The organism is Nocardioides mesophilus (assembly GCF_014395785.1).
GTDB lineage: Bacteria > Actinomycetota > Actinomycetes > Propionibacteriales > Nocardioidaceae > Nocardioides_B > Nocardioides_B mesophilus.
In genome coordinates, this window is record NZ_CP060713.1 from 2344416 (window position 1) to 2365985 (window position 21570).

At 73.1% G+C, this 21570-nt stretch carries 21 protein-coding genes; 15 read left to right on the forward strand and 6 right to left on the reverse strand.

Annotation, left to right across the window (positions count from 1 at the left end; translation table 11 throughout):
• Positions 1 to 5 precede the first annotated feature (5 nt).
• Positions 6 to 1145 (forward strand): calcium:cation antiporter, encoded by a 1140-nt coding sequence (locus H9L09_RS11235; protein WP_187577061.1) that lies wholly within the window; start codon positions 6 to 8, stop codon positions 1143 to 1145.
• Here the strand turns inward: H9L09_RS11235 and H9L09_RS11240 are convergent.
• Positions 1135 to 2151 carry an SAM-dependent methyltransferase gene (locus tag H9L09_RS11240; protein ID WP_246455967.1) on the reverse strand — a complete coding sequence of 339 codons (1017 nt, stop codon included), beginning with the start codon at positions 2149 to 2151 and terminating at the stop codon, positions 1135 to 1137. The two genes, H9L09_RS11235 and H9L09_RS11240, sit on opposite strands and share 11 nt — an antisense overlap.
• A 200-nt stretch (positions 2152 to 2351) precedes the next feature.
• Here H9L09_RS11240 and H9L09_RS11245 point away from each other — a divergent pair, with 200 nt between their 5' ends.
• From H9L09_RS11245 to H9L09_RS11280, 8 genes are all read left to right on the forward strand, one after another.
• Complete coding sequence (locus H9L09_RS11245) at positions 2352 to 3251, forward strand: Rossmann-like and DUF2520 domain-containing protein (protein ID WP_187580829.1); 900 nt, start codon at positions 2352 to 2354, stop codon at positions 3249 to 3251.
• Complete coding sequence (panC, locus tag H9L09_RS11250) at positions 3248 to 4069, forward strand: pantoate--beta-alanine ligase (protein ID WP_246455968.1); 822 nt, start codon at positions 3248 to 3250, stop codon at positions 4067 to 4069. Before H9L09_RS11245 ends, panC begins: the two co-directional genes overlap by 4 nt.
• A gap of 165 nt (positions 4070 to 4234) precedes the next feature.
• The gene (locus tag H9L09_RS11255; protein ID WP_187577062.1) at positions 4235 to 5905 is read left to right on the forward strand and encodes an L-aspartate oxidase; all 1671 of its coding nucleotides are present in this window, start codon (positions 4235 to 4237) and stop codon (positions 5903 to 5905) included.
• A complete protein-coding gene (gene nadC, locus H9L09_RS11260) occupies positions 5902 to 6810 on the forward strand; it encodes a carboxylating nicotinate-nucleotide diphosphorylase (RefSeq protein WP_187577063.1) in 909 nt (302 codons plus the stop codon). Before H9L09_RS11255 ends, nadC begins: the two co-directional genes overlap by 4 nt.
• A complete protein-coding gene (locus H9L09_RS11265) occupies positions 6810 to 7541 on the forward strand; it encodes a type III pantothenate kinase (RefSeq protein ID WP_343065131.1) in 732 nt (243 codons plus the stop codon). Before nadC ends, H9L09_RS11265 begins: the two co-directional genes overlap by 1 nt.
• Before the next feature lie 123 nt (positions 7542 to 7664).
• A complete protein-coding gene (lysS, locus tag H9L09_RS11270) occupies positions 7665 to 9176 on the forward strand; it encodes a lysine--tRNA ligase (RefSeq protein ID WP_187577064.1) in 1512 nt (503 codons plus the stop codon).
• 229 nt (positions 9177 to 9405) lie between these two features.
• Positions 9406 to 9747: a histone-like nucleoid-structuring protein Lsr2 gene (locus H9L09_RS11275; protein WP_187577065.1), complete on the forward strand. Its 342-nt coding sequence runs from the start codon at positions 9406 to 9408 to the stop codon at positions 9745 to 9747.
• A gap of 242 nt (positions 9748 to 9989) precedes the next feature.
• Positions 9990 to 12500, forward strand: coding sequence for an ATP-dependent Clp protease ATP-binding subunit (locus tag H9L09_RS11280; protein ID WP_187577066.1), 2511 nt, complete (start codon positions 9990 to 9992; stop codon positions 12498 to 12500).
• Positions 12501 to 12584: 84 nt separating this feature from the next.
• Here H9L09_RS11280 and H9L09_RS11285 read toward each other — a convergent pair whose 3' ends face one another.
• Positions 12585 to 12911 carry a DMT family transporter gene (locus tag H9L09_RS11285; protein WP_187577067.1) on the reverse strand — a complete coding sequence of 109 codons (327 nt, stop codon included), beginning with the start codon at positions 12909 to 12911 and terminating at the stop codon, positions 12585 to 12587.
• 117 nt (positions 12912 to 13028) lie between these two features.
• Between H9L09_RS11285 and H9L09_RS11290 the strand changes: the two genes are divergently transcribed.
• Positions 13029 to 13595, forward strand: a complete 567-nt coding sequence (locus H9L09_RS11290) for a TetR/AcrR family transcriptional regulator (protein WP_187577068.1) — start codon at positions 13029 to 13031, stop codon at positions 13593 to 13595.
• Between the two features lie 37 nt (positions 13596 to 13632).
• Here H9L09_RS11290 and H9L09_RS11295 read toward each other — a convergent pair whose 3' ends face one another.
• Positions 13633 to 13788, reverse strand: a complete 156-nt coding sequence (locus H9L09_RS11295) for a hypothetical protein (RefSeq protein WP_187577069.1) — start codon at positions 13786 to 13788, stop codon at positions 13633 to 13635.
• Positions 13789 to 13804: 16 nt separating this feature from the next.
• Between H9L09_RS11295 and H9L09_RS11300 the strand changes: the two genes are divergently transcribed.
• The 4 genes from H9L09_RS11300 (at position 13805) to H9L09_RS11315 (ending at position 17050) form a co-directional block, all read left to right on the forward strand.
• Positions 13805 to 14596 carry a hypothetical protein gene (locus tag H9L09_RS11300; protein ID WP_246455969.1) on the forward strand — a complete coding sequence of 264 codons (792 nt, stop codon included), beginning with the start codon at positions 13805 to 13807 and terminating at the stop codon, positions 14594 to 14596.
• Positions 14597 to 14776: 180 nt separating this feature from the next.
• Entirely contained in the window at positions 14777 to 15628 is an 852-nt protein-coding gene (locus H9L09_RS11305) for an amino acid ABC transporter substrate-binding protein (protein ID WP_223164006.1), read from the forward strand.
• 8 nt (positions 15629 to 15636) lie between these two features.
• A complete protein-coding gene (locus tag H9L09_RS11310) occupies positions 15637 to 16296 on the forward strand; it encodes an amino acid ABC transporter permease (protein WP_187577070.1) in 660 nt (219 codons plus the stop codon).
• Complete coding sequence (locus H9L09_RS11315) at positions 16283 to 17050, forward strand: amino acid ABC transporter ATP-binding protein (RefSeq protein WP_281390646.1); 768 nt, start codon at positions 16283 to 16285, stop codon at positions 17048 to 17050. The genes H9L09_RS11310 and H9L09_RS11315 overlap by 14 nt, the downstream gene beginning before the upstream one ends.
• 75 nt (positions 17051 to 17125) lie before the next feature.
• Here the strand turns inward: H9L09_RS11315 and H9L09_RS11320 are convergent, their stop codons facing one another.
• The gene (locus tag H9L09_RS11320; RefSeq protein ID WP_187577071.1) at positions 17126 to 17992 is read right to left on the reverse strand and encodes an A/G-specific adenine glycosylase; all 867 of its coding nucleotides are present in this window, start codon (positions 17990 to 17992) and stop codon (positions 17126 to 17128) included.
• A gap of 89 nt (positions 17993 to 18081) precedes the next feature.
• Between H9L09_RS11320 and H9L09_RS11325 the strand changes: the two genes are divergently transcribed.
• The gene (locus H9L09_RS11325; protein WP_187577072.1) at positions 18082 to 18855 is read left to right on the forward strand and encodes a hypothetical protein; all 774 of its coding nucleotides are present in this window, start codon (positions 18082 to 18084) and stop codon (positions 18853 to 18855) included.
• A gap of 42 nt (positions 18856 to 18897) precedes the next feature.
• On the opposite strand, the gene disA is transcribed toward H9L09_RS11325, so the two are convergent.
• Positions 18898 to 19983 (reverse strand): DNA integrity scanning diadenylate cyclase DisA, encoded by a 1086-nt coding sequence (disA, locus tag H9L09_RS11330; protein WP_425491676.1) that lies wholly within the window; start codon positions 19981 to 19983, stop codon positions 18898 to 18900.
• A gap of 115 nt (positions 19984 to 20098) precedes the next feature.
• A complete protein-coding gene (gene radA / locus H9L09_RS11335) occupies positions 20099 to 21547 on the reverse strand; it encodes a DNA repair protein RadA (RefSeq protein ID WP_187577074.1) in 1449 nt (482 codons plus the stop codon).
• Positions 21548 to 21570: the final 23 nt, after the last annotated feature.

The window sequence follows — 21570 nt, forward strand, 5'->3', positions numbered from 1 at the left end:
ACGCCATGAGCGCGCCCCGACCCCTGACGAGCCGGATCGCCCACGACTACCCGGTGGTCGCACCGGTGCTCGGCGTCGTCGTGCTGCTGCTCACCTGGGGCCGCGACCTCGGCGCCGTGCCGGTGGCCGTGGTCGCCGTGGTCCTGGTGACCGTGGTGCTCGCGGCCGTCCACCACGCCGAGGTGATCGCCCACCGGGTCGGCGAGCCGTTCGGCTCGCTGGTGCTCGCGGTCGCGGTCACCGTCATCGAGGTCGGCCTGATCCTGACCCTCATGGTCTCCGGCGGCGACAAGACCGCGACGCTGGCGCGGGACACGGTGTTCGCCGCGGCGATGATCACCATGAACGGCATCGTCGGGCTGTCCCTGGTCGCCGGTGCCCTGCGCCACGGCGTGCCCCGGTTCAACGCGGAGGGGGCGGGCTCCGCGCTGGCGACGGTGCTCTCGGTCGCCACGCTGAGCCTGGTGCTGCCGAACTTCACCACCAGCTCGCCCGGGGCCCAGTTCTCCGGCCCCCAGCTGGCCTTCGCCGCCGTCGGGTCCGCCGCGCTGTGGCTGATATTCGTGCTCACCCAAACCGGCCGGCACCGCGAGTTCTTCCTGCCGGTCACCGACGACCTCGACCCTCCCGGGCTCGGGCCCGACCTGCAGGACGAGCTGGCCGCAGCCGAGGAGGCGGGCACCCCGACCCGGCGGCGGGCCCTGGTGAGCCTCTGGCTGCTGCTGCTCGCGCTGGTCGCCGTGGTCGGGCTCGCCAAGGTGGAGTCCCCGGCGATCGAGGACGGCGTCGCGGCGGCCGGCTTCCCACAGTCCTTCGTGGGGGTCGTGATCGCGCTGGTGGTGCTGCTGCCCGAGACGCTGGCCTCGGTGCGGGCGGCCCGCCGGAACCTGATGCAGACCAGCCTGAACCTGGCCTACGGCTCCGCGATGGCCAGCATCGGGCTGACGGTGCCCGCGATCGCGGTGGCCTCGATCTGGCTCGAGGGGCCGCTGGTGCTCGGCCTCGGCCCGGTGCAGATGGTGCTGCTGCTGCTCACCGCGGTGGTGAGCGTGCTGACCCTGGTGCCCGGTCGCGCGACCCGGCTGGAGGGGGCCGTGCACCTGACGCTGTTCGCCGCGTTCGTGTTCCTCTCGATCAACCCGTGAACGGCGCGGCGACGTCACCGACCGCGGTGACGATCCAGCTGAAGTCGCCGAGGCCGCCGGCCGCGGTCAGCTCGGCCGCCTCGCCGGCCCGGGAGAGCGCCCGGACGTAGCCGGCCGGGTCCTCGGTCGCCGTCGCCAGGTCGGGCCGGGCGCCCGAGACCCCGAGGGCGCGCAGCGCCTCCCGCTGCGGCAGCACCGTGGCGCCGACCAGGTCCGCGACCGCGTCGACCGCCACGTGCGCGGTGACGTCGCGGGAGCCGTCGGGCAGCACCTGCGCCTCGCGCCCGTCGCGGTAGGAGCGCAGCGAGCCCAGCGGCGGCCGGGTGTCGCGGGTGTGGCCGTAGTCGACGGCGACGGCGAGGCCGCGCGTCACCCGGCGTACGACGTCGGCCCAGGCCGCGTCCCGCGTGGTGCCGACCTCCGCGCGGGTGCCCGGTGCGGCGGGGGACAGCGGCCACCAGCGCTCGCACCAGGCGGCCAGCGAGGCGGGGACGGAGTCGTGGTCGAGCGGTCGGCCGAGGGACTCCTCGCCGGTGCGCGGGTCGACGTGCACCACGTGCGCCCGGCCCGAGGGGGCCATCTCCACGACGTGGCAGGGAATGTTGTCCAGCCACTCGTTGGCGATCATCAGCCCGTCCACGGACTCCGGCAGCGCGGTCGTCCAGGCCACCGCGTCGGGCAGCCCTGCGGGTCGGCGGGCGACCTCGACGCCGAGCAGCTCCAGGTCCGGGGCGAGCGCGTGCACGGCGGCCAGCAGCTCGCCCCGGCCGGCGCCGATGTCGACCACCGTGTCCAGGCCGGCGTCGCGCACCAGCCGCACCACCGCCTCGGCGAACCGGTTGGAGGTGTGCACGGAGGTCCGGAAGTGCGCTGCCGGCGACTCCCGCCGGAAGAACCCGTCGGGACCGTAGAGCGCCGCGTCCCAGGCGGTCTTCCAGGTCGGGGCGTCGGTCGGAGGTGGCTCGGGGCGCATCCCAGGCATGCCGAGCGGGGTGAGGCTGCTCATTCCCGCCAGGCTACGACCCCGCGACCGGCCGGCCCGCGGCCCGCCGTACGACGGACGCGCCGGGGGCCGCCTTGTGACGCACGCCACCGGCCCGGGGGTCTACCTGTCCGATATGAACCGACGTAGGCTCGAGGGGCACACAACAGTCCAACGTCCGGTACCCGAACCCGCAAGGGAGGGACTGGAACGAAAGGCCCGTGATGATGCAGTCCCCCACGACCCGTGTCGGCGTCGTCGGAGCCGGTCGAGTCGGCGCCGTCCTCGCGGCGGCCCTGCGCGAGAGCGGTCACGAGATCGTCTCCGTCGCCGGGGAGTCCGCCGCCTCCCGCACCCGCATCGAGACCCTGCTGCCCGGCGTCCGGGTGGACAAGCCCAGCGCGGTGGCCCGCTCGTGCGACCTGCTGCTGCTGACCGTGCCCGACGACATGCTCGGCAACGTGGTCAGCATGCTGGCCGCGTCCGGGGCGCTGCGGGCCGGGCAGTACGTCGTGCACACCTCCGGCAAGCACGGGCTGGGCGTGCTGCGACCGGCGGCCGACCTGGGCGCGCACGTGCTCGCGATGCACCCGGCGATGACGTTCACCGGCACCGACGTGGACCTCGACCGGCTGCCCGGCTGCCGGTACGGCGTCACCGCCGCCCCGGACACCCGGGTGCTGGCCGAGGCGCTCGTCGCCGACCTCGCCGGCCAGGTGGTCTGGGTGGCCGAGGAGCACCGGGTGCTCTACCACGCCGGTCTCGCCCACGGCGCGAACCACCTCGTCACGCTGGTCAGCCAGGCGATGGACCTGCTGCGCGACTCCGGTGCCGAGGACCCGGCCGGCACCCTGCGGCCGCTGCTGACCGCGGCCCTCGACAACGCGCTCTCCTACGGCGACGCCGCGCTCACCGGTCCGATCGTGCGAGGTGACGTGGAGACCGTGCGGGCCCACCTCGCCGACCTGGCGAGCACCCGCCCGGACACGCTCCCGTCGTACGTCGCCATGGCCCGCGCCACCGCGGACCGGGCCGTCGCCGACGGGCGGCTGCTGCCGATCCGGGCCGCGAAGCTCGCCCGGATCCTCGACGACGCGCTGGTGCGCGCCGGGACCCGCGGGTGACCCTCCGGCTGGTCCGCACCCGCTCCGAGCTCGACGAGGCGCTGGCCGGCCCCCGCGCCGGCGGCGGCCGGGTCGCCCTGGTCCCCACGATGGGCGCGCTGCACGCCGGGCACGCGGCGCTGATGGCGCAGGCCCGGGAGCGGACCGGACCCGACGACGTGCGGGTGGTCTCGATCTTCGTGAACCCGCTGCAGTTCGCGCCCGGGGAGGACCTCGACCGGTACCCCCGCACCCTGGAGGCCGACCTCGAGGTCTGCCGGGCCGAAGGCGTGGACGTGGTGTTCGCACCGTCAGTGCAGGAGGTCTATCCCGGCGGCGAGCCGCAGGTCACCGTGGACCCCGGGCCGCTCGGCTCGGTGCTCGAGGGCCGCAGCCGGCCCACCCACTTCCGCGGCGTGCTGACCGTGGTGGCCAAGCTCTTCGGCCTGGTCCGGCCCGACCGCGCGGTGTTCGGTCAGAAGGACTACCAGCAGCTGGTGCTGATCCGCCGGATGGCCGCCGACCTGTGCCTGGGCGTCGACGTCGTCGGTGCGCCGACGGTCCGCGAGGCCGACGGCCTCGCGCTCTCCTCCCGCAACCGCTTCCTCGACGCCGGGCAGCACCAGGTTGCCCTCGCCCTGTCGGGCGCCCTGGAGGCGGCGGTCCGGGCCGCCCCGCGCGGCGCCGTCGCGGCGCTGACCGCCGCCCGTGCGGTGCTCGACGACTGCCCCGGGATCGCGCTGGACTACGTCGAGGTCACCGGCGCCGACCTCGGTCCGGCGCCGGCGACCGGGAGGGCCGGGCGCTGGTCGCCGCCCGGGTCGGCACCACGCGCCTGATCGACAACGTGCCCCTGCACCTCGGCGCCGCCCCGGGTGACCAGGCCCGCCCCTGATGCTGTGCGCGGGGCTCTCCGGGGTGACGCAGCGGGCTGCCGGGCACCGGACCGGCCCGGGGATGGCGCTCCCACCCCTGCGGTGCCCGCGGCTCAGTAGTCTCCTCGGGTGAGCACCCTTCCGTCCCGGCTCGCCGCCCCGCGGCCCGGCTGGACGACGTACGCCGACGTCGTCGTCATCGGCTCCGGGATCGCCGGCCTGACCGCGGCCCTGCAGGCCCGTGCCGCGGGGTCGGTGATGGTGGTGACCAAGGACCTGCTGTCGGCCGGCTCCACCCAATGGGCGCAGGGCGGCATCGCGGCGGCGCTCGGCCCGGGGGACACCCCCGAGCAGCACCTGCACGACACGCTGGTGGCCGGCGCGGGGCTGTGCGACGAGGACGCGGTGCGGGTGCTGGTCACCGAGGGGCCGGAGGCGGTGCACGCGCTGATCGCGCTCGGCACCCAGTTCGACCACACCGCCGCCGGGGAGCTGTCGCTGACCCGCGAGGGCGGCCACCTGCGCGACCGGATCGCTCACGCCGGCGGCGACGCGACCGGGGCCGAGATCCAGCGGGCGCTGGTCGCCGCGGTGCACGCCGCCCCGGACATCGAGGTCATCGAGCACGCCCTGGTCCTGGACCTGATCCCCGGCGTCGGCGGCGGGGTGGCCGGGGTGACCCTGCACGTGATGGGCGAGGGGCAGCGCGACGGCGTCGGGGCGGTGCTCTGCCGCGCGGTGGTGCTCGCCTCCGGTGGCCTGGGGCAGGTCTACTCGGCGACCACCAACCCGCCGGTGGCCACCGGCGACGGGATGGCGCTCGCGCTGCGCGGCGGCGCGGTGCTGCGCGACCTGGAGTTCGTCCAGTTCCACCCCACCGTGATGTGGCTGGGGGCGGAGTCGGTCGGCCAGCAGCCGTTGATCTCCGAGGCGGTGCGCGGCGAGGGCGCGTTCCTCGTCGACGACGCCGGCACCCGCTTCATGACCGGCCAGCACCCGCTGGCCGACCTCGCCCCGCGGGACGTGGTGGCCAAGGCGATCATGCGCCGGATGCGCGAGAGCGGCGCCGAGCACCTGTGGCTGGACGCCCGGCACTTCGGCGCCGAGAAGTGGCAGCGCCGGTTCCCCACGATCCTGGCCACCTGCCGCTCCCACGGGGTGGACCCGGTCACCGACCTGATCCCGGTCGCCCCGGCGTGCCACTACGCCTCCGGGGGCGTCGCGACCGACCTGCACGGGCAGAGCTCGGTGCCGGGGCTGTTCGCCTGCGGCGAGGTCGCCTGCTCCGGGGTGCACGGCGCCAACCGGCTGGCCTCCAACTCGCTGCTCGAGGGCCTGGTGTTCTCCCGGCGGATCGCGCTGCAGCTGCTGGAGGGGCTGCCGCCACGCCGCGAGCCGGCCGCCGACCCGCGGGTCGAGGGGCTGGTCCCCGGGTCGCTGCGCAGCGACCTGCAGCAGGTGATGACCGAGCGCGCCGGCGTGCTCCGCTCCCGCGACGGCCTGGCCGACGGGGCCGAGGCGCTCGACCTGCTGGCGGGGAAGGTCGCCGACGAGGCCGGGGTGGACGCCTGGGAGACCACGAACCTGCTCACGGTGAGCCGGGCCCTGGTCGCCGCCGCCGGCGCCCGCGAGGAGACCCGCGGCTCGCACTGGCGCGAGGACTTCCCCGAGACCGACGACGTCGCCTGGTCGCGGCACCTCGACGTCACGCTGGTCGAGGGCGTCCCCCGGCTGGCCGGCAGCCCGCTGCGACCTGACCGCACCGACCGCACCGACCGCACCGCAGGAGGCACCCCGTGACCGCTCCGGTCCGCACCCCGTTCGAGTCGCTGCCTCCGGCGCTGGTGGAGGTTCTCGCGGCCGCCGGGCTGGACCCGGCCGCCGTCTACGCCGGCGTGGTGGCGGCGGTCGCGGAGGACCTGCCCGGCGAGGACGTCACCAGCGAGGCGACGATCCCCGCCGACGCGGTCGCGAACGCCGACCTGGTGGCGCGCGCCGACGGCGTGGTGAGCGGCCTGGCGGTGGCGGAGCTGGTGTTCGTCCACGTGGTCGGTCCGCGGGTCCGGCTGACCCCCCACGTCGAGGACGGCGACGCCGTACGACGTGGCGACGTGCTGCTCACCGTCCAGGGCCCGGTCGGCCAGCTGCTCACCGCCGAGCGGACCGCGCTGAACTTCCTCTGCCACCTCTCCGGGGTCGCCACCACCACCGCGCGCTGGGTGGCCGCCGTCGAGGGCACCGGCGCCAAGGTCCGCGACACCCGCAAGACCACGCCGCACTTCCGGGCGCTGGAGAAGTACGCCGTGCGCTGCGGCGGCGGCGTGAACCACCGCGGCAGCCTCTCCGACCAGGCGCTGGTCAAGGACAACCACGTGCTCGCCGCCGGCGGGGTGGTGCCGGCGTACCGCGCGGTCCGCCAGCGCTACCCCGACCTGCCCGTCCAGGTGGAGGTGACCACCCTCGAGCAGCTGCGCGAGCTGCTCGAGCAGGGCGTGCAGCAGATCCTGCTCGACAACATGAGCACCGAGCAGACGCTCGAGGCGGTCCGGATGACCGCGGGGCGCGCCACGCTGGAGGCCTCCGGCGGGCTCGGCATCGACCGGGCCCGCGAGGTCGCCGCGACCGGTGTCGACTTCCTCGCGGTCGGGGCGCTGACCCACTCCGCCCCGGTCCTCGACGTGGCGATGGACCTGCGGGACGCCTGATGCTGCTCTGTGCCGACATCGGCAACAGCCACACCACGCTCGGCCTCCTCGATGACGGCGACGTCGTGGACCACTGGCGGGTGGCCACCGACGAGCGGCGCACCGCCGACGAGTGGGGGGTGCTGCTCCGGGCGCTGCTGGGCGACTCCCCGGTCGGTGAGCCGGTGCGCGGCGTCGCGGTCTGCTCGACGGTGCCCGCGGTTCTGCACGAGTGGCGCGAGATGCTGCGCACCTACTACGGCGACGTGCGCAACGTCGTCGTGGAGCCCGGGGTGCGCACCGGGGTGCCGGTGCTGATGGACAACCCCCGCGAGGTCGGCTCGGACCGGATCGTCAACGCGCTCGCCGCCGCGCAGCTCTACGACGGTCCCTCGATCGTCGTCGACTTCGGCACCGCGACCACCTTCGACGTGGTCAGCCCCCGCGGGGAGTACGTCGGCGGCGCGATCGCCCCGGGCATCGACATCTCCCTCGAGGCGCTCGGCCGGCGGGGAGCGCAGCTGCGCAAGGTCGAGCTGATGCGGCCGCGGTCGGTGATCGCGAAGAACACCGTCGAGGCGCTGCAGTCGGGCATGCTCTACGGCTTCGCCAGCCAGGTCGACGGCCTGGTCGCCCGGATGCTCGCCGAGCTCCGCCTCGCGCCGGGTGACGCCAACGTGATCGCCACCGGGGGCTGGCTCCGCTGGTGGTCGAGGAGTGCAGCGTCTTCACCGCCCACCAGCCGTGGCTGACCCTGCTCGGGCTGGAGATCGTGCACGGTCGCAACGCCTGAGCGCGTCCCGGGAGGTCGTCCGGCGCGGGACCGTCGACCGTCGGCTGTGGGAGGGCGCGCGGGGTCGTTAGGCTGGTCCGTCATGAGCGTCCAGCCGACCAGCCCTGCCCCCGCGGAGGACGACCTCCCCGAGCAGATGCGGGTGCGTCGCGAGAAGCGTGAGCGGTTGATCGGCGCCGGCACAGCGGCGTACCCGGTCACCGTCGAGCGCACCCACACCCTCGCCGAGATCCGCGACCGCTACGACGCGGCCGGCCTCGAGCCGGACACGCACACCGGCGAGCAGGTCGCGGTGGTGGGCCGGGTGATCTTCCTGCGCAACACCGGCAAGCTCTGCTTCGTCCGGCTGCGCGAGGGCGACGGCACCGAGCTGCAGGTGATGCTGTCCCTGGCAGACGTCGGCCAGGAGGCGCTCGACGAGTTCAAGGCGATGGTCGACCTCGGCGACCTGCTCGCGGTCCGCGGCGAGGTGATCACCAGCCGGCGCGGCGAGCTGTCGGTGCAGGCAGCGTCGTGGTCGATGGCGGCCAAGACGCTGCGCCCGCTGCCCAACGAGCACAAGCCGCTCTCCGACGAGGCCCGGGTGCGGCTGCGCTACGTCGACATGATCGTGCGCCAGGAGGCCCGCGACATGGTCCGCGCCAAGGCGTCGGTGCTCCGCTCGCTGCGCGCGACGCTGGACGGTCGCGGGTACGTCGAGGTGGAGACCCCGATCCTGCAGATCACCAACGGCGGCGCGGCCGCCCGGCCCTTCCGCACCCACCTCAACGCGCTGGACCAGGAGATGCTGCTGCGCATCGCGCTGGAGCTGGACCTGAAGAAGGCGATGATCGGCGGGGTCGACCGGGTCTACGAGATCGGCCGGACGTTCCGCAACGAGGGGCTGGACTCCACCCACGCCGCCGAGTTCTCGATGCTCGAGGCCTACGAGGCCTACGGCGACCAGCACACCATGATCGAGCTCGCCAAGGAGATGGTGCGCAACGCCCACCGGGCGCTCGGCAGTCCCGAGATCACCGCCCGCGACGGCAGCGTCATCGACCTCGAGGGTGAGTGGCGCGAGGCGCCGATCCACGAGCTGGTGTCCGAGGCGCTCGGCGCGCAGGTCGACGCGCACACCGACGCCGAGACGCTGCGCGGCCACGCCGACAAGCACGAGGTCGAGCTGCAGGACTCGTGGGGCGCTCCGGAGATCGTCGTGGAGCTGTTCGAGCAGCTCGTCGAGGACTCGCTGATCCAGCCGACCTTCGTGATGGACTACCCCGCGGCGGGCAAGCCGCTGGCGAAGCCGCACCGCGACGTGCCCGAGCTCAACGAGGCCTGGGACCTGATCATCAACGGCGTCGAGCTGGGCGCCGCCTACTCCGAGCTCAACGACCCGGTGATCCAGCGCGAGCGCCTGGTCCAGCAGTCGCTGATGGCCGCGCAGGGGGACCCGGAGGCGATGGACCTCGACGAGGCCTTCCTCAAGGCCATGGAGTACGGCATGCCGCCGGCCGGCGGCATCGGCATCGGCGTCGACCGGCTCCTGATGCTGATCACCGGCGCCAGCATCCGGGAGACCATTCTCTTCCCGCTGGTCCGCCCCGAGTAGGACCCGCGAAAAAGAGGCGCAAAGTCTCTTGCCGATTCGCTGTCCTGGTGCCGCTGGGTTATCCCGCACCACCCGATGGGATGATTATTTCTCCCTTTTTCCACAGAAGCGGTAATGCGGCCCGAACTAATGCTGGTGAAAGGTGTTGCATGCGCTAGGGTCATTAGCAACCCATTGATATTGCCGGTGGTGCGGGGAATCGGCGGATAACCGAAGGACATCTCTTCTTATGGCACAGCGTGTGAATGTCGTCCTCGTCGACGACCTCGACGGCGGCGACGCCACCGAGACCGTCTCCTTCGCCCTCGACGGCGTCGACTACGAGATCGACCTGAGCGACCAGCACGCCACCGAGCTGCGCGACGCGCTCGCGGTCTACGTCGGCCACGGCCGCCGCACCGGCGGCCGGCGACGCAAGGGGCAGGCGGCGCCCGCCCGGTCGACCGGCGGCTCGGACGGCGGCGCGAGCGCCGCGGAGATCCGCGAGTGGGCCAAGGCCAACGGCTGGGACGTGCCGGAGCGCGGCCGGGTCTCGGCAGAGGTGCGCTCGGCGTACGACGCCGCCCACTGACGCTCGCACGGTGGCCGCACCCCGGCCGCGGCGCAAGGTCGCGGCCGGTGGAGCGGACCGCTTGTTCGCTGAGGGCGAAGGCGTTACCGGGGTCCCGCCGGAACACGTAGGCTGACGAGCGGGTTGAGTCTCTTGTGACCGGCGCATGACGGCCGGCACGGAGGGCACCCTCGTGACGCGGGGCGGTTCTCCCCGGACAACAGCTTCGCCCCAGGCGGGGCAGGGCAAGGAGCGATGCAGACATGTTCGAGCGGTTCACAGACCGGGCGCGCCGGGTGGTCGTCCTGGCACAAGAAGAAGCCCGCATGCTCAGCCACAACTACATCGGCACCGAGCACATCCTCCTCGGCCTGATCCACGAGGGTGAAGGCGTGGCCGCCAAGGCTCTGGAGAGCCTGGGCATCTCCCTGGAGGCCGTGCGCGCCCAGGTCGAGGAGATCATCGGCCAGGGCCAGCAGGCTCCGAGCGGGCACATCCCGTTCACGCCGCGCGCCAAGAAGGTCCTCGAGCTGTCGCTGCGCGAGGCGCTGCAGCTCGGCCACAACTACATCGGCACCGAGCACATCCTGCTCGGCCTCATCCGTGAGGGCGAGGGCGTGGCGGCCCAGGTGCTCGTCAAGCTCGGCGCCGACCTGAACCGGGTCCGCCAGCAGGTCATCCAGCTGCTCTCGGGCTTCCAGGGCAAGGAGACCGCCACCGCCGGCGCTCCCCAGGAGGGCGCTCCGTCGTCCTCCCTGGTCCTCGACCAGTTCGGCCGCAACTACACGCAGGCCGCTCGCGAGGGCAAGCTCGACCCGGTCATCGGGCGCGAGAAGGAGATCGAGCGCGTGATGCAGGTGCTCTCCCGACGCACCAAGAACAACCCGGTGCTCATCGGAGAGCCCGGAGTGGGCAAGACCGCCTGCGTGGAGGGCCTTGCCCAGGCGATCGTCCGCGGCGACGTGCCCGAGACGCTCAAGGACAAGCAGATCTACAGCCTCGACCTCGGTTCCCTGGTCGCCGGCTCCCGCTACCGCGGTGACTTCGAGGAGCGCCTGAAGAAGGTGCTCAAGGAGATCAAGACCCGCGGCGACATCATCTTGTTCATCGACGAGCTGCACACGCTCGTCGGTGCGGGTGCCGCCGAGGGCGCCATCGACGCGGCGAGCATCCTCAAGCCGATGCTGGCCCGCGGCGAGCTGCAGACCATCGGTGCCACCACGCTCGACGAGTACCGCAAGCACCTCGAGAAGGACGCCGCGCTCGAGCGCCGGTTCCAGCCGATCCAGGTCCAGGAGCCGTCGATCGCGCACACGATCGAGATCCTCAAGGGTCTGCGCGACCGCTACGAGGCGCACCACCGGGTGACGATCACCGACGAGGCGCTGGTCTCGGCCGCGACGCTGGCCGACCGCTACGTCTCCGACCGGTTCCTGCCGGACAAGGCCATCGACCTGATCGACGAGGCCGGCTCCCGGTTGCGGATCCGCCGGATGACCGCTCCGCCGGACCTGCGCGAGTTCGACGACAAGATCGCGGACGTGCGCCGGCGCAAGGAAGGCGCCATCGACAGCCAGGACTTCGAGCTGGCCGCGTCGCTGCGTGACGAGGAGAAGAAGCTGATCCTCGCCAAGGGCGAGCGGGAGAAGCAGTGGAAGGCCGGCGACATGGACGTCGTCGCCGAGGTCGACGAGGAGCTCATCGCCGAGGTCCTCGCCGTCGCCACCGGCATCCCGATCGTGAAGCTGTCCGAGGAGGAGTCCACGCGGCTGCTCAAGATGGAGGACGAGCTCCACAAGCGGGTCATCGGCCAGGAGGAGGCCGTCAAGGCGCTCAGCCGGGCGATCCGCCGTACCCGTGCGGGTCTGAAGGACCCGAAGCGTCCCGGTGGTTCGTTCATCTTCGCCGGCCCGTCCGGCGTCGGCAAGACGTGGCTGTCCAAGACGCTGGCGGAGTTCCTGTTCGGCGACGAGGACGCGCTGATCCAGCTCGACATGAGCGAGTTCAGCGAGAAGCACACCGTCTCGCGGCTGTTCGGCTCGCCTCCCGGCTACGTCGGCTACGAAGAGGGCGGCCAGCTCACCGAGAAGGTGCGCCGCAAGCCGTTCTCGGTCGTGCTGTTCGACGAGGTCGAGAAGGCCCACCCGGATATCTTCAACTCGTTGCTGCAGATCCTGGAGGAAGGTCGCCTGACCGATTCCCAGGGCCGGGTCGTGGACTTCAAGAACACCGTCATCATCATGACCACGAACCTCGGTACCCGCGACATCTCCAAGGGCGTCAACCTCGGTTTCCAGCAGGGCAGCGACGTCCAGGGTTCTTACGACCGGATGAAGCAGAAGGTCTCCGAGGAGCTCAAGCAGCACTTCCGTCCGGAGTTCCTCAACCGCGTCGACGAGATCGTGGTCTTCCCGCCGCTGACCAAGCAGCAGATCATCTCCATGGTCGACAACATGATCGCCGGCGTGGAGAAGCGTCTGAAGGACCGCGACATGTCCATCGAGCTGACCCAGCCCGCCAAGGACCTGCTCGCGACCCGCGGGTTCGACCCGGTGCTGGGCGCCCGCCCGCTGCGCCGGACCGTGCAGCGCGAGATCGAGGACACCCTGGCCGAGAAGATGCTCTACGGCGAGGTCGGCCCCGGCCAGATCGTGCTGGTCGGCGTCGAGGGCGAGGGCGTCGAGGCGAAGTTCACCTTCCAGGGCAACCAGAAGAGCGAGCTTCCCGACCTGCCCCCGATCGAGGAGCCGGCGGCGACCGGCGAGACCGAGTAGCAGCAACGGCCCGAGAGGCCGAGCGCCAGCGGCGAGGGCGTCCCCTGCGGGGGGCGCCCTCGTCGTATGTCTGCCCGGCCGCCGTCAGCGCGCGGCGTGCAGGTTCAGGATGACGACCCCGCCGATGATCATCGTCAGCGCGGCGGCCTTGAGCAGGTCCATCCGCTCGTCGAGCAGCAGCACCCCGATGACCGCGATCCCGGCGGTGCCGAGCCCGGACCAGACGGCGTAGGTGACCGATACCGGGATGTGCCGGATCACCAGGGCGAGCAACCAGATCGACAGGGCGTAGCCGGCCAGCACCAGCGCTGTCCATCCGGGGTCGCGGAACCCGTGGCTTCGCGGAAGTGCGGAGGTGGCGGCCACCTCCACCCCGATGGCGGCGAGCAGCAGCAGCCAGGCGCCCAACATGAGTCCGTCCCTGAGTCGTGGTGGGTCGACGCGGGTCGACGCAACACCGATGTAGTGAGTGCTACAGAGGACTGTAGCACCCGCTACACTGGTGGAGTCCGCGACCTGAGGAGGGCCATGCCCCGCGAGAGCGCCCGCCGCGACGAGATCGTCGAGGCCGCCACCGACTACGTGCTCGCGCAGGGTCTGATCGGGCTGAGCCTGCGGCCGCTCGCGGCCGCGCTCGGCACCAGCGACCGGATGCTGCTCTACCACTTCACCAGCAAGGACGACCTGGTCGCCGCGGTGCTCCGGGCGTCCAACGACCGCTCCGTCGCGCAGATCCGGGCCCTGCCGGCCTCGTCCGACGTGCGCTCGGCGGTGCGCCGGCTCTGGGAGGCGATGTGCACCACCCAGCTGCTCGGCTGCCAGCGGGCGTACGTCGAGGCCGCCGCGCTGGGGCTGTTCGGCCAGGAGCCCTACGCGAGCGTGGTCCGCGAGGCCAACGAGGTGTGGGTCGCCGCCCTGGCCGAGCACCTGGTCTCCTCCGGGGCGCCGTCCGCCCGGGCCCGGCGCGCGACCGCCCTGCTCGACGCGGCCTTCACCGGCTTCCTGCTCGACCTGCCGCTCGACGAGGGCGACCCGGCGCAGCAGCAGGCGGTCCGGGACCTCGCCGACGCGGTGGCGGCCATCGCCGCAGCCTGACAGCGGGCCCCGCCGCCGCGCGTCCGGCTAACAGGCGTCAGCGCTGGTTCGCGTCGTCGAGACGCTGGTGCAGACGCGCCCGGACCTCGTCCGGCGTCAGCTGCGCCCTTTGCCGCTGCTCACGGGCGATGATGACCCCGGTGGCCGCGACACCGGCGAGCCCGGCGAGGCCGAGCACCTTCCAGAGCTTCATGACGAGGAGACCTTCCGTGGAGGACGCGGTGCTGAGCCTAGACGCAGCCGTCGAGCTGACCCGCACCGGCGACCTGTGGCTCTTCCGCGGCAGGTCCGCGGCGGACCAGGCGATCCGGGCGGTCACCAACGCGCCGGTGAACCACGTCGGGATGGCGGTGGTGCTCGACGACCTGCCGCCGCTGATGTGGCACGCCGAGCTCGGCAAGGGGCTGCTCGACGTGTGGAGCGGCAGCCACCACCGCGGCGTCCAGCTGCACGACCTCCGCGCCGCCGTCGAGCAGTGGTCGCACCGCTACGAGCAGCGCACCTGGCTGCGCCAGCTGCTGACCCCGGTCACCACGGAGATGGAGGACGCGCTGCTGCGCACGATCTCCCGGATGGACGGCACGCCGTTCCCGGCGACCGCCGCGCTGGCCGGACGCTGGGTGCGCGGACGGCTGCGGCGGCCGGCCCCGGTGGAGTCGACCTACTGCGCCGAGGTGGTGGCCGGCACCTACCAGGCGATGGGGCTGCTCGGGGCCGAGCTGCCGACCAACTACTACGACCCGGGCACCTTCTGGTCCGGAGACCGGCTCGAGCTGCACGACGGCGCACGGCTGGGGGAGGAGGTCCGGGTCCTGGTGCCTCCCGGCGGGGCGGACCCGGCGACGGGCCCGGTCAGCCAGGTGTCTGGTGCGACTCGTGCCTGGTCTCCTCGGGGTGCTCGGTCCGCTCGTCGGACTCCTCGAGGATGGCCCGGGCCTGCTCGGTGGGGTCGTCGCTCCCGGCCGAGCTCTCCTCGGGAAGCAGGTCGGATCGACGGCTGACGCGGTCCTCGTCGGGTTCGCTCACGCCCCGGCCGTACCCACACCGGCCTCTGCCGACGCCCGTCGAGTCCACGCCGTCCCCGGGCCGCAGCCCGCGGGGACGGCCGGACCCGCGGCGCATGTGACCCATCTGGCAGCCGGACCCGGAACACCAGGCGGCGCCAGGGTGCTCCACCTGATGTGAACCTTTCAGGACAGAACCGCGCAACCCGTCGTTCCCTCGGTCTGGCCGCCACGCTCGCGGCCCTGGTGCTCACCGCCTCCGCGTGCGGCAGCGTCACCTCTGGCAGCGCAGGCAGCGCCGCGACCGGTGAGCAGGAGAAGGGCAGCACGCTCGCGGAGATCCAGGAGGCCGGCGTGATCACCGTCGGCACCGAGGGGACCTACCGCCCGTTCACCTTCCACGAGAACGGCAGCGGGGACCTCACCGGCTACGACGTCGAGGTGATGCGGGCCGTCGCCGACGAGCTCGGAGTCGACGTGAAGTTCGAGGAGACCCAGTGGGACGCCATCTTCGCCGGTCTCGACGCTGGCCGCTTCGACGCGATCGCCAACCAGGTCTCGATCACCGACGAGCGCAAGGCCGACTACGACTTCTCGACCCCCTACACCGTCAGCCCGGGGGTGGTCGTGGTCAGGGACGGCGAGGACAGCATCAGCTCGCTGGCCGACCTGGACGGCCGCACCACCGCGCAGTCGCTCACCAGCAACTGGTACGAGCTCGCTGAGCAGAACGGCGCCAAGATCCAGAACGTGGAGGGCTGGGCGCAGGCCGTGACGCTGCTCAAGCAGGGACGGGTCGACGCCACCGTCAACGACAAGCTGACCTTCCTCGACTATGAGAACACCGAGGGGGACACCGGCCTGGCGATCGCGGCCGAGACCGAGGACGAGGCCCACAACGCGCTGGCGTTCCGCAAGGACAGCGACTCTCTGGTGAAGGCCGTCGACCAGGCGCTCGCGGACCTGCAGGCCGACGGCACCCTCGCGAAGATCTCGTCGAAGTACTTCGGCGAGGACGTCTCGCGCTGAGCACCGCTGTGGACTGGGAGCTCGTCACCACCTCGCTCTGGCCGATCGTCCGGGGCGCGCTGACGGGGACCATCCCGCTGGCGCTGGCCTCGTTCGTCCTCGGCCTGGTGATCGCGCTGGCGGTCGCGCTGATGCGGCTGAGCCGGTTCCGGACGGTGGCCGCGCTGGCCCGCGTCTACATCTCGGTGGTGCGGGGGACGCCGCTGCTGGTGCAGCTGTTCGTGATCTTCTACGGGCTGCCCTCGATCGGGCTGACCATCAACCCGTGGCCCAGCGCGATCATCGCCTTCTCGCTCAACGTCGGAGGGTACGGCGCCGAGGTGATCCGCGCCGCCATCCTCTCGGTCCCCAAGGGCCAGTGGGAGGCGGCGCACATGATCGGGATGTCGCGCGGGCTCGCGCTGCGGCGGATCATCCTGCCGCAGGCGGTCCGGGTCTCGGTCCCGCCGCTGTCGAACACCTTCATCAGCCTGGTGAAGGACACCTCGCTGGCCTCGCTGATCCTGGTCACCGAGCTGTTCCGGCAGGCCCAGGAGATCGCGGCGTTCAGCCAGGAGTTCATGGCGCTCTACCTTGAGGCCGCGGTGGTCTACTGGGTGGTCTGCCTGTTCCTCTCCGGCGGCCAGACCGCCCTGGAACGGAGGTTCGACCGCTATGTCGCCCAATGACGCCCCGCTGCTGCGGGTGAGCGGACTGCGCAAGGCGTTCGGCGAGCACGAGGTGCTGCGCTCGATCGACCTCGAGGTGGTCCAGGGCCAGGTGCTCACCCTGATCGGTCCCTCGGGGTCGGGCAAGACCACCGCGCTCCGCTCGCTGAACGGGCTGGAGATCCCCGACGCCGGTCGGGTCGAGGTGGCCCCGGACCTCTCCGTCGACTTCGCGGCGCCGGTCGCCAAGCGCGACCTGGCCCGGCTGCGGGACTGCAGCGCGATGGTCTTCCAGCACTACAACCTGTTCCCGCACATGAGCGTGCTGGCGAACGTCGTCGAGGGCCCGGTCCGGGTCCGCAACCGGCCGCGGGACGAGGCTGTCGCCGAGGCGGAGCGGCTGCTCGAGCGGGTGGGGCTCAGCGACAAGCGCGACAGCTTCCCGCACCAGCTCTCCGGCGGCCAGCAGCAGCGGGTCGGCATCGTCCGGGCCCTGGCGATGCGGCCGCGGGTGCTGCTCTTCGACGAGCCGACGTCCGCCCTGGACCCGGAGCTGGTCGGCGACGTGCTGGGCGTCATCCGCGAGCTGGCCGAGGAGGGCTGGACGATGGTGGTGGTCACCCACGAGCTGGCTTTCGCGCAGGAGGTGGCCGACCAGGTCGTCTTCATGGACCAGGGCGTGGTCGTCGAGCACGGCGCCCCCGAGGCGGTGCTCACCGCACCCCGTGAGGAGCGCACCCGCCAGTTCGTGCGGCGGCTGCAGAACCGCTTCTGACGCCGCGGCTGCTCGGCGCCACGGTCGGGTGAGCCCGCGGCAGGCCCCTGCGGCCCGGCCCACGCGCCAGCCGGGTCAGGGCAGGGCGAACGTGTCCGCGGAGAGCCGGGCGACCAGACCGTCGTCGACCAGCCAGTCCAGGCACCGGTCGCGCTGCCCCGCGGGGGACCAGGCCTGCTCCAGCGTGCTGCGGTGGACCGGCCCGTCGCTGTCGCGCAGCACCGCCAGCAGCCGGCCCCGACACTGCCGGTCGGTGCCGGCGTAGGTCTGTCCCCGCCGCGGCGGACCGTCGTACGCCGGGTAGCCCGCCGCGCGCCAGGCGCACAGGTCCGCGACCGGGCAGGCGCCGCAGCGCGGCGCGGCCGCCGTGCAGACCACCGCGCCGAGCTCCATCGTGGCGACGGCCCAGGTGGCGGCGACGGCGTCGGCGTCCGGGAGCAGGCCGGTGGCGAGGTCGCGCTCGGCGCGGGTCACCGCGGTGGCCGGGAACTCGACGCCCGCCACCGCGCGGCCCAGCACCCGGCGCACGTTGGTGTCCAGCACGACGTGGCGCCGGCCGAACGCGAACGACGCGATCGCGGCGGCGGTGTAGTCGCCGATCCCGGGCAGCGCGAGCAGGTCGTCGTAGGAGGAGGGCACCTCGCCGCCGTGCCGCTCGACGATCCCGGTGGCCGCGCCGTGCAGCCGCAGTGCCCGGCGGGGGTAACCGAGCCGGCCCCAGGCGCGCACCGCCTCGCCGGTGCTCACCGCGGCGAGGTCGGCCGGCCGCGGCCAGGCCTCCAGCCACCGCTCGTAGACCGGCAGCACCCGCGCCACCGGCGTCTGCTGGAGCATGAACTCGCTGACCATCACGCCCCACGGCGTGGCGTCGGGCGCCCTCCAGGGCAGCTCGCGGGCGTTCTCGGCGTACCAGTCCAGGACGCGCTCGTGCAGGTCGCTCATGGTGCGGCCCAGGCTATCCGGGTCGCTGCCGGCCGCCGGCGCGGAGTGGCACCACGAGCAGGCCGGTCGGTCCGGTTAGCGTTTCCCGCATGAGCGCGATGGCACCCCGAGGACCCCTGCCGACGCGCGTGTACTGGGTGCGCCGCCTGCTGGTGCTCGGGGTCGCCCTGGCAATGGTGTTCGGGCTGGCGCAGCTGCTGGGCGCCGGCCGCGGGCAGGAGCCGGAGCGCGCCCAGGTGATCGTCGGGCTGCCCAGCCAGAGCAGCGGGACCCCGCAGGCGACCCCGACCGCCGCGCCGGGTCACCGGAAGAAGGGCGCGAAGGCCAAGGCCGGTTCGCCGAAGCCGACCCCGCTGGCGGAGCCCTCGGGTCCGTGCGAGCGCAGCGACATCGTGGCCACCCCGGACGTCGTGGGCACGCCGTACGCCGGCCGCCCGGTCCGGTTCCGGGTCGCGCTGACCACCCGGTCGACCCCCGCCTGCACCTGGACCGCGTCCGCCACCTCGATGGTGGTGAAGGTGACCTCGGGCGACGACCGGATCTGGTCGAGCCAGGACTGCCCGGAGGCGGTGCCCTCCAAGCCGGTCGTGGTGCGCCAGGAGGTGCCGGCCAAGGTCACCGTGGTCTGGCGCGGCCAGCGCTCCGACGACACCTGCTCGCGGCAGCCCGCCTGGGCCCAGCCGGGGTGGTACCACGTCGAGGCCGCGGCCTTCGGCGGCGACCCGACCGACCTGCAGTTCAAGCTCGAGCTGCCGGTGGCGCGGACGGTGACCGCCAGCCCGAAGCCGGAGAAGCCGCAGCCGGAGGACACGACCTTGGCGAGCACCGAACCGGCGCCCGAGGCGTCCGCCTCCGTCGACTGAAACGGCGCCGGCCTCCACGGACTGGAGCGTCGCCGTCCCCGGTCAGACGTAGCGCTCGAGGATGCTGGACTCGGCCAGCCGGGAGAGGCCCTCGCGGACGCTGCGGGCCCGCAGCTCGCCGACCCCGTCGACGATCTGCAGGTCGTCGATGCTCGCCGAGAGCAGCTTCTGCAGGCTGCCGAAGTGGTCCACCAGCCGGTCCACGACGGTGCCGGGGAGTCGGGGGACCTTGGCCAGCAGCCGGTAGCCGCGCGGCGTGACGGCACCGTCGAGGTGCTCGCTGGCGCCGAGCCCGAGGGCCCGGGCGACCGCGGCGACGTCGACCAGCTCGGTGGGCCCGAGGCCCTCGAGCGCGGTCAGCACGTCCTGCGCGGTGCGGCGTCGCCGGCTGTGCGGCAGGTAGTCCCGGATCACCAGCTCGCGCTCCAGGTCCACACCCGTGATGAGCTCGTCGAGCTGCAGCGAGAGCAGCCGGCCGTCGGTGCCGAGCTCGAGCACGTAGTCCACGATCTCGCGGGCGATGCGGGTGACCATCTCCAGGCGCTGGGCGACCACGGCCACGTCACGGACGGTGACCAGGTCCTCGATCTCGAGCGCGGACAGCGTGCTGGAGACCTCGTCGAGCCGCAGCTTGTAGCGCTCCAGGGTCGCCAGCGCCTGGTTCGCGCGGGACAGGATCTGCCCGGAGTCCTCGAGGACGTAGCGGATCTCGCCGACGTAGACGGCGATGATCTGCATCGACTGCGAGACCGAGATGACCGGGAAGCCGGTCTGCCGGGCGACGCGGTCGGCGGTCCGGTGCCGGGTGCCGGTCTCGGTGGAGAGAATCGACGGGTCCGGCATCAGGTGGACCGCGGCGCGCAGGATCCGGCTGGCGTCGCGGTCGAGGATGATCGCGCCGTCCATCTTCGCCAGCTCACGCAGACCGGTGGCGGTGAACGGGACGTCGAGGGTGAAGCCGCCGGTCGAGATCGACTCCACGACCTTGTCCGAGCCCAGCACCAGCAGCGCGCCGGTGCGGCCCCGGAGGATCCGCTCGAGGCCGTCGCGGAGGTCGGTGCCGGGCGCGATGCCGGCCAGCGTGGTGCGCAGACGCTGAATCTCGTCCGAGCGCTCGATCTGTGCCACCGTGCTCCCCATGTCCCGTGCCGGCCAGAGAAGCCGAGCGTCCTGCCACGCGCCAGTCTAGGGGACCGGATCGGGTCGGGGCGCCGCAGACGGCCGCGGCCTCGCCGGCCGCGTCTCAGACCAGCCCGAGGGCGGGCCGGACCAGGTGCGGCTCGCGGGTCCGGAACAGCGGGGTCGTGTCGGTGCGGGCCAGATCGAAGACCCGCAGCGCGGCCTCGAGGTCGGGCACCTCGACCACCTTCATCCCGTCGACGTCGCGGACGGAGGTGGGCGCCCCGCCGGCCTCCATCGGCACGATCACCCCGCGGAAGCCGAGCCGGGCCGCCTCGGCGATCCGCTGCGGCATGTCCCGCACCCGGCGCAGCTCGCCGGCCAGGCCGATCTCGCCGATCGCGGCGACGTCGGTGGGCACCTCGCGGTTCTTCCACGCCGAGGCCACCGCCACCGCCGTGGCGAGGTCGGCGGAGGTGTCCTGGATCCGGACCCCGCCGACCGTCGAGGCGAACACGTCGTGGCTGGCCAGCGAGATCCGGCACCGCTGGTGCAGCACCGCGACCAGCATCGCGGCCCGGGAGCCGTCGAGCCCGGAGGTGGTGCGCCGGGGGCGCTCCGCCGAGGAGGGGCTGACCAGCGCCTGCACCTCGACCAGGATCGGTCGGCGCCCCTCCAGCACCACCGAGATGCAGGTGCCGGCGACCGGCTGGTGGTGGCGCGCGACGAACAGTCCGGTGGCGTCGGTGACCGCGACGATCCCCTCGCTGGACAGGTCGAAGCAGCCGACCTCGTCGACCGGCCCGAACCGGTTCTTCACCGCGCGGAGCATCCGCAGCCGGGAGCTGCGCTCGCCCTCGAACTGCAGCACCACGTCGACGAGGTGCTCGAGCACCCGGGGGCCGGCGATCGTGCCGTCCTTCGTCACGTGGCCGACCATCACGGTCGCGATGTTCTGCGTCTTGGCGACCCGGACCAGGGCGGCCGCGACCTCCTTGACCTGCGTGACGCCGCCGGGGGCGCCGTCGACGTCGGCCGCGCCGATCGTCTGCACCGAGTCGATCACGAGCAGCTGCGGGCGCACCTGCTCGATGTGGCCGAGGACCGCCGCGAGGTCGGTCTCGGCGGCCAGGTAGAGCTCGGGGTGCACGCCGCCGGTCCGGTCGGCCCGCAACCGGACCTGGGAGGCCGACTCCTCGCCGCTGACGTAGAGGGTGCGCAGCCCGCTGCGGGCCGTCTGCGCCGCCACCTCGAGCAGCAGCGTCGACTTGCCGACGCCCGGCTCGCCGGCGAGCAGCACGGCGGCGCCGGGGACCATGCCGCCGCCGAGGACCCGGTCGAGCTCGGGGATGCCGCTGGTCCGGGCCCTCGAGTCCTCCACCGGCACGTCGCCGATCGGCACCGCCGGGGAGGTGACCGGCCCCGCCGCCGTACGGCCGGTGGGGGCGCCGACCTCCACGACGCTGCCCCAGGCCTGGCACTCGCCGCAGCGGCCCATCCACTTCGCCGCCTCCCAGCCGCACTCCGTGCAGCGGTAGGCAGGGCGGGGACGCGGCTTGGCTCGGCTGGTCATGGGGTGACCGTAGGCCAGGCCAC